At 60.2% G+C, this 7631-nt stretch carries 8 protein-coding genes; 3 read left to right on the forward strand and 5 right to left on the reverse strand.

The genetic code is table 11. The annotated features are described in order from the left end of the window. Positions 1–191: 191 nt before the first annotated feature. From EOA85_RS21710 to ftsH, 3 genes are all read right to left on the reverse strand, one after another. A complete protein-coding gene (locus EOA85_RS21710) occupies positions 192–839 on the reverse strand; it encodes a BON domain-containing protein (protein ID WP_127211115.1) in 648 nt (215 codons plus the stop codon). Positions 840–974: 135 nt separating this feature from the next. Continuing rightward, a complete protein-coding gene (locus EOA85_RS21715) occupies positions 975–1493 on the reverse strand; it encodes a pyridoxamine 5'-phosphate oxidase family protein (protein WP_127211116.1) in 519 nt (172 codons plus the stop codon). Positions 1494–1545: 52 nt separating this feature from the next. After that, positions 1546–3366: an ATP-dependent zinc metalloprotease FtsH gene (gene ftsH, locus EOA85_RS21720; protein WP_127211117.1), complete on the reverse strand. Its 1821-nt coding sequence runs from the start codon at positions 3364–3366 to the stop codon at positions 1546–1548. 193 nt (positions 3367–3559) lie between these two features. On the opposite strand from ftsH, the gene EOA85_RS21725 reads away from it, so the two are divergent. Further along, positions 3560–4534: a hypothetical protein gene (locus EOA85_RS21725; protein WP_206523341.1), complete on the forward strand. Its 975-nt coding sequence runs from the start codon at positions 3560–3562 to the stop codon at positions 4532–4534. On the opposite strand, the gene prs is transcribed toward EOA85_RS21725, so the two are convergent. After that, positions 4479–5459, reverse strand: coding sequence for a ribose-phosphate diphosphokinase (gene prs, locus EOA85_RS21730; protein WP_127211119.1), 981 nt, complete (start codon positions 5457–5459; stop codon positions 4479–4481). The two genes, EOA85_RS21725 and prs, sit on opposite strands and share 56 nt — an antisense overlap. Positions 5460–5778: 319 nt before the next feature. On the opposite strand from prs, the gene EOA85_RS21735 reads away from it, so the two are divergent. Both EOA85_RS21735 and EOA85_RS21740 read left to right on the forward strand, forming a co-directional pair. Further along, complete coding sequence (locus tag EOA85_RS21735) at positions 5779–6486, forward strand: helix-hairpin-helix domain-containing protein (protein WP_206523342.1); 708 nt, start codon at positions 5779–5781, stop codon at positions 6484–6486. Further along, entirely contained in the window at positions 6486–6929 is a 444-nt protein-coding gene (locus EOA85_RS21740) for a DUF3775 domain-containing protein (RefSeq protein ID WP_127211120.1), read from the forward strand. The genes EOA85_RS21735 and EOA85_RS21740 overlap by 1 nt, the downstream gene beginning before the upstream one ends. 516 nt (positions 6930–7445) lie before the next feature. On the opposite strand, the gene EOA85_RS38165 is transcribed toward EOA85_RS21740, so the two are convergent. After that, on the reverse strand, positions 7446–7631 hold a 186-nt coding region (locus EOA85_RS38165; protein WP_206523343.1), incomplete at its 5' end, for a hypothetical protein.

A 7631-nucleotide genomic window follows, 5' to 3' on the forward strand; every position in this document is an offset into this window, starting at 1 on the left:
ATCCTGGGTTCGTGACCTTTGTTGCGGAACAGGCGCAGCTTATCGCCGTCGGTCACGACGATGAGGGTATCGTTAGCCAGAATCATATTGTTTCTCCTTTGACATCGCTGGACCGAGATCCAACGCACTCTCGGGCCATCGTGGCGGCGCGGCGGCCACCAAGAAGTCGCCGCGTCCAACTCGTGTGCCCATCAGATTATGGAAATACGATCGTCCACAGTTCGGACACCCGGCGACGACCAGGCGGCACGTTCCGCTGCCTGGCGCTCGGACCATGCCCGGACCTTGCCCTCAAGGGTCACCTTGCCATCCAGTACGTTGACGCGGATCGCCTGTGCTTCGGTTTCCGCGTCGCGCTTCAGCGCATTCTCGATGCGCTTCTTGATATCGGGCACTGACGCTCGTGGCGTGATTTCGATCTGGTTGGCAACGCCGACAACACCCGCCAAGCCGCGGACGGCCTCGGCCGCTGCGTTCTTCTGATACTGCCATTCAAGTTTCCCGGTCAGCGTTATCCACCCGTCGTGTACCTTGACCTGAACTTTGTCCCTCGGGATGGAGACATTCCAGGTGACCGCATTGACCGCACGCTTGGCGATCTCGTCGTCCGCGGTTCCCTTCTGTCCAATCAGCCGGACTTCGATTTCCTCGGCGATGCCCTTCACGCCCTTGACCCGCTTGACCACATTTTCGGCGGTGGTCTTTTCCCAATAGGAAGAAACATGCCCGGTCAGGGTGACGATGCCGTCTTCCACAGCGACGCCGATGTGGGCAGCGTCGATGCTCGGCTCGAATTCCAACTCATCGAGAATGTTCTGACGCAATGTTATATCCGTCATGGTCTGTCTCCTGTTTGTTGAGGCGGACTTTCTCGCCCGCAGCGAAGACAAAAAGCATCCTTTGCGCCCTTGCTCATTGATCCGGCTCAATGCCCGGGTCAGATAGTCAGCTGGTTGGACCATTGGTCGCGATCGTCATGAGGCGGCGGACGTGCCCACAAGCCAATGGTGTCGCATGCTGTCCAGAGTCTCCGCGATATCGTCGGCCTCGATCTTAACGAGATCGGTGTGACCAAAACCCAGGGAATAGTCGAGCACAGAGATGATCGTGGGCCGTACTCTGAAGAGCTTCACGGGTGCGGCCTGGCTGGGCTGGATAGCCGAAATCTGCGGAAAGCGCTGCACCATCATGCGTCCAATTTCTGTGAGTTCGGAAGGCAAGACGACCTCCGTCGCAGTCGCTGCCATCGACAACCCCTTGATCTCCAGCCAGTTCTCATAGGGTGCGGTCATGGCGACCGAAACGCGCGGGTCGCGAGAGATATTCATTGCCTTCTGCGAGCCGGCTCCGCAGCCGAAATAGAGCACCAGACCTTCATGGACGAACGAGACCACCGTCGCCTGTGGCGAGCCGTCGGAGCGGGTCGTTGCAATCGTCATGTCCATGCAACGGGCCAGGATGTCGATCATCATCTGCTGAAGCTTGTGTTTCATGACACTCTCCTCCTTTGTTCAAGGGCGGCCGGCACCTCGGGGCACTTCGCCTTCACGTCGCCGGAGCCAGCTCGGCGGTTCGCCGCAACGGCGCGAAGTCATCGGGCGTCAACGTTTCTTTCTCGAGCAGCAGCTTGGCGCCAGCGCGCAGGTCGGTGATCCTTGCCCGGAGCACGTCCTTGGCACTGGCAAAGGCCTCCTCGATCATGCCGCGCACCGCCAAGTCGACTTCCCGAGCCGTAGCCTCCGAATAATCCTTCTTGTTCGGCAGGCCAGGGCCGTCACCCAGCCATTGCAGGCGCTGCTCTTCGAGAACGGCCTGCCCCACCGTCGGATCCATTCCAAAGCGGGTGACACACTGGCGGGCAATATCCGTGACCTTGGCGAGGTCGTCGGCCGCCCCAGTTGAGACTTCGCCGAATATGATTTCCTCAGCCGCACGGCCGCCCATCAGGACGACCATGCGGTCCTTCAGCTCACTGACCGTGATCAGAAACCGGTCCTCGGTCGGGCGCTGCATGGTGAAACCGAGAGCCCCTATCGAGCGCGGGATGATCGATACCTTGTGCACCGGATCGGCGCTTCGCCTCGCGACCGCAACCAAGGCATGCCCCATTTCGTGAAAGGCGACACGCTCACGCTCCTGCGGTTTCAGCAATCGGCTTTTGCGTTCCGACCCTGCGACGATGCGCTCGACCGCATTGGTAAAGTCATCCATCGTCACCTTGTCGGCGCCACGCCGCGTGGCGATGATGGCCGCCTCGTTGACGAGATTGGCAAGATCCGCGCCGCTGAAACCGGGCGTTATCGCGGCAATCTCGTCCGTGCTGACGCCAGGCGCGATTGAGACGTTCTTGATGTGGACCTTGACGATCGCCTCCCTGCCCTTGCGGTCGGGCCGGTCCAGAACGACCTGTCGGTCGAAGCGCCCGGCGCGCAGCAGGGCCGGATCGAGGATTTCAGGCCGATTGGTGGCAGCAAGCAGCACGATACCAACACGCGGATCGAAACCGTCGAGTTCCGACAGCAGTTGGTTCAAGGTCTGCTCTTTCTCGTCACCGCCGCCGTAGCCCGCAAATGGGCTGCGGGCGCGGCCGAGCGCGTCGAGTTCATCGATGAAGATGATGCAAGGCGCGGCCTGCCGGGCCTGCTCGAACAGGTCACGCACCCGGGCGGCACCCACGCCGACGAACATCTCGACGAATTCCGAGCCGGATATGGAGAAGAAGGGCACGCCTGCCTCACCGGCGACGGCGCGCGCCATCAATGTCTTGCCGGTCCCAGGCGGCCCGACCAGCAGGATGCCTTTCGGGATGCGAGCGCCGAGGCGGCCGTATCTGTCCTTGTCCTTGAGGAAGGAGACGATTTCCTGCAATTCGGCCTTGGCTTCGTCGACGCCAGCCACATCTTCAAACGTCACTCCGGTCTTGCGCTCCAGATAGACCTTGGCCTTCGACTTGCCGATATTGATCAGGCCGCCCATGCCTTGCCTGTCGGCGAACCCGCGGAAAAAGAACGTCCAGATGCCGACGAAGATCAGCGCGGGCAATATCCAGGACAGAATTGTCGTCAGCCAGTTGCTGTCGGACGCCCCGGTGATCTTGACGCCGGCCTTCTCGAAAACCGCAACTGCCGCAGGGTCGACGCGATTGGCAAGAAACGTCGTCTTGCCATCCAGCGGCTCCTTGAACGCGCCCTCGATCATGGTCTCGGTCAGTGTGACGGACGCAACCTTGCCTTCCTCGGTGAGGCGGATCACGTCACTGTAGGAGATGTGGGCAGTGTCGCGATAAGCGAACCAAACCTGAAACAGCTCAATAATCAGGAAAGCCACGATGACGTAGCCTATGTTGAAGGTGTGTTTGCGATCCATGACATCCCGCTGGCCGTTGTCTTGATCTGCAAAATGTCACAACCAACGGACGCGTCCTTGACGCGCATCAAAGTGCAGATCGCTGCTGGCGACCATTGTGCTGGCGATGATGGGACACCGGCAAATTGCAGACTTGGCGGAGAAGGTGCGCTTTCTGAGCGATCCGGCGGCATACGGTCGCGGAACTACTCATGTGGAAGCCCGCGAGACGCATATGTCCTGGGTCTTCCTCACGGACGAACTTGTCTACAAGCTCAAGAAACCGGTCAGGCATGCATTCCTGGATTTCAGCACGATCAGGAAGCGGCACCTCTACTGCAACGAGGAATTGCGACTGAACGCTCGCCTCGCCGCTGAAACCTATCGGCGGGTCGTTCCTCTTTGCCGCGGCGCATCGGGCCATCTCGGCCTCGGCGGGAGCGGACGCGTCGTCGACTGGCTGGTGGAGATGAAGCGCCTGCCGCAATCAGATATGCTTGACGAGCGAATCGTCAGCGGTCGCCTGACCGCAGCGGAGATCAACAAGGTCGCCAGGACGCTGACGGCCTTCTATGCGCTAGGCCAGGCTGAAATCGCCGATGGCGGCGCCTATTTGCGTCACCTCACAGGAGAGCAGCGGATCAATCGCGCTATCCTGCTCCGGCCCGAACTCGCCTTGTCGGACATTGCTTCCGGCGCGCTGGTCATGGTCGACAGTCTGCTGCAGCGCCTGTGGCCCCGGATCGAAGCGCGCATTCTCAGCGGGGTCATCGTCGAAGGGCATGGCGACCTGCGCCCCGAACACGTCTGCCTGTGCCAGCCGCCCCAGATCATCGACTGCCTCGAGTTCAACCGGTCGATGCGCATCATCGACCCCTATGACGAGGTAAACTATCTCGGCCTGGAATGCGAAATGCTTGGCGCGCCCTGGATCCGGCCGCTGCTGGTCGAGGCCTTGCAGAACCGGCTGCCGGACCGCCCCAATGCCGATCTGCTCGCGCTTTATGGTGGGTTCCGGGCGCTGCTGAGAGCCCGTCTTTGCGTCGCGCACCTCCTCGACAAGCCTGTTCGTCACCCTGAAAAATGGCGCCCGCTGGCAATCCGCTACATCCGGCAGACAGAGCGCGAGATTCTCAGTGTTCGATCCCCGTCAATTCGGAAATCGACCCCTGTGTATGGAGACGCCTGATTGCTTTGCCGACCAGACGACCGATCGGCAGAATGTCCAAGGGCGCTTGCGGGTAACGAGCATTGGCGACTGCCGCCGAGTCCACGCTGTCAGTGACGATGATGCGGTCTATCGCCTGGCTGCCGAACAGCGCATCAGCGCCCTTGCCAAACAGTCCGTGCGCGGCGATAGCATAAACGGTCTTGGCGCCGCGTTCGCGGCAAGCCAGCGCGGCCCGCAGCATGGTGCCACCCGTACTGATCATGTCATCGACAATGAAGACGGCCGAGCCCGAGACGTCGCCAGCAAACAGCTCTCCGGACACCAGGTTCCGGCTGCGACGCTTCTCCATGAAGCCGAATCCGATTTCTCTCCCGGTTTCCGCCTCCAGGGCCTCCTTGAGCAATTGAGCGCGCTTCACACCGCCACCGTCGGGTGAGAAGATCGTCACCGGCAGATCGCCGGTCAACTTGCCTATGAGGGGAGCGAAGAGCTTTCGCGTGTCGAGATGGACGCTCTCGCAGCGAAAGGCGTTCTGGAACGCCGCGAAATTATGGATATCGAGCGTGACGACCCGGTCGGTGCCCATTGCCTCGAAGAGCTGCGCGACATAGCGCGTGGTGACGGGGTCGCGCGCCTTGGTCTGCCGGTCCTTGCGCGCAAAGGCGAGATAGGGAACGACCGCCGTTGTCTGTGCGGCGCCGTTCTCCTTGCACGTCGCCAGGAAGAACAGGAGCTTGCACAGCCTGTCGTTGGCCGACGCACCGCCACTTCCGGCGAGGCTGTGCAGCACATAGACGTCCTTGCCGCGCACGCTGACGAGCGGGCGCGACTTATGCTCCCCATCCTCGAAATCCCTCTCTTCATGCGGGTCGAGTTCGATCGCGAGCGCCTGCGCTGCCGCTGCGCCGAGTTTTTCCGAGCCTTTGAGTGCGAAAAAACGCATTTGTGCTTGTATCCAGTTTCGGGCATCGATGGATTGATGCGCATCAAGGATGCGGGCCGTCGAATGGCTTAGGAGCACCAATTGACAATCTTGAACTCCTGCGCTGGGGCAAGCCATGCGGGAGCCGCTTCAGACCACGACGCCGAACGCAGGCGTCAAGCCAATGAAGCCATTGGTGACGAAACCACTCCCTGAGAACATCGGGGTGGCAGCGAAACTCCGCGATTTGCCGATCTCCTCGATAGCCAGGGCGCAGACGGTTCCCGCGCGCGGGCTTACAGATCGGCGGCGGATGTAGTCGCCAAAAATGGAGCGGCCCTTGGACGAAATCCTGGCAAAGGACGGACGCGACGGCCTCGTCGCCCTCCCGGCAATCGGAACAGGCATAGCCGGTGCAATTGCGGAGATCATCGCGACAGGACGGTGGTCCCAATTGGAAAGATTGCGCGGCGAGATGGACCCGGAGGCACTGTTCCGGTCGATCCCTGGCATCGGCCCACGATACGCGCACCGCCTCGCCGAGGACGCACAGCTCGAGAGCCTCGAAGACCTCGAAGCCGCGCTTCATAGCGGCGAGCTTCGTATCAAGGGAATCGGTCACAGGCGCAAGGAGATGCTGGCTGCGACCCTCGCCGAGCGACTCGGCAGAGTTCGGCTGGGAACGACACATCAGCCTCGACCCTTGCCACCTGTGTCGATGCTGCTCGATGTCGATCGCATGTATCGCGAAAAGGCGGCTGCTGGCGCGCTTCGCAAGATTGCGCCGAGACGCTTCAATCCGAAGGGCGAAGCATGGCTGCCGGTTCTGCATGCACGACACGACAACTGGCATTTCACCGCGTTCTTTTCGAACACCAGGCTGGCGCACGAACTGGCGAAGACGCATGACTGGGTCGTGATCTATTTCCAAGCCGAAGGCCAGCCGGAAGGGCGCTGCACAGTCGTCACCGAAACACATGGGCCGATGGCAGGCAAACGCGTCGTCCGGGGACGGGAAGACGAAAAGCAACTGAAGGAACCAGCGTGATGAAAAGAGCAGCGACCAGGATTGGTGACGGCGAGACGGAACTCGAAGTTCCGCTCGAAACCGTATGCTTCATTATCATTAAGGCGCGCGAATTCGATGCCAAGGATCCAGTTACCGAACCCAGCCCCGCCTCTAATCCGTCAGATGATCATTCCGCCGCGATCCTCGAGGATCATGACGACGACCCGGTCGTTGAAGAACTGCAGTCGCTGATTTCCGATCTTTCCATTGACGCACAGATCGACTTGGTGGCCCTGATGTGGTTGGGCCGCGACGATCATTCCGCCGAAGAATGGCAGAATGTCCGCTCGCAGGCGGCTGACGCACACAATGAGCATACGGCTGATTATCTTTGCGGGACACCGCTGCTTGCTGACCATCTCGCCGATGGTCTTTCGACACTCGGCTACTCCTGCGCCGAATATGAGGGCGAGCACCTTTAGTCACCAGTTGCGCCTTGCGCCTGCCGAACGAATGACGTTTTCATGCTGCGGTGCTCGCCTTTCGGCCATGCCTTCATCAGCGCATTCCCAAAGCACGGGACCATCGCAGGCGTGCTTCTCACGCCATTTCGGTCCTGGACCGCGCATATAGTAAAGCTCGGGCCGGTACGGGTCCAACAGATCTGTTACGAGTTCTTGCAGTGCACCGGCAATGCGCGTGGCACTCCAAGACGAGGCTCCAATGCCTACTGTAATGGCAATGGCTCTGGAAACCGAGTGTGTACAGAACATCAGTTTGCTCCTGCGTCAGCCTACAGCTCAGTTGGCGTCCGGAAACGATGAGGCACTTCGACTAAATTTCGGGACGTCATCTGCCTTTGGATTTCACTGCAAACACAGCTGTCAAACAATTCGGTTATACCCTTAAGGGAACCTACTAAGTGCAATCGCGAGCGCCACTGTTCGGTCCGATGGCCTTTGCGGTCGTTCCACTCCGTCTCCAAGAGATGGTTCCTCTCACACTGGAGCTAAACGTTGCAAAAGCAGGGATGGCGGCCTTTTAACCAGGCTCATGACGAGCGGCCGGAACGAACGCTTTGCTTCAACTCTAACAATCAGACCGATTTCCGGGCTGACTTTGACGAATAGCTGATGACGGCGGTCGCCTTTACCGTTGTCTTCGATCTTGAGACGCTTCCACAG

It is taken from the genome of Mesorhizobium sp. M5C.F.Ca.IN.020.29.1.1, assembly GCF_003997375.1.
Lineage (GTDB): Bacteria > Pseudomonadota > Alphaproteobacteria > Rhizobiales > Rhizobiaceae > Mesorhizobium > Mesorhizobium wenxiniae.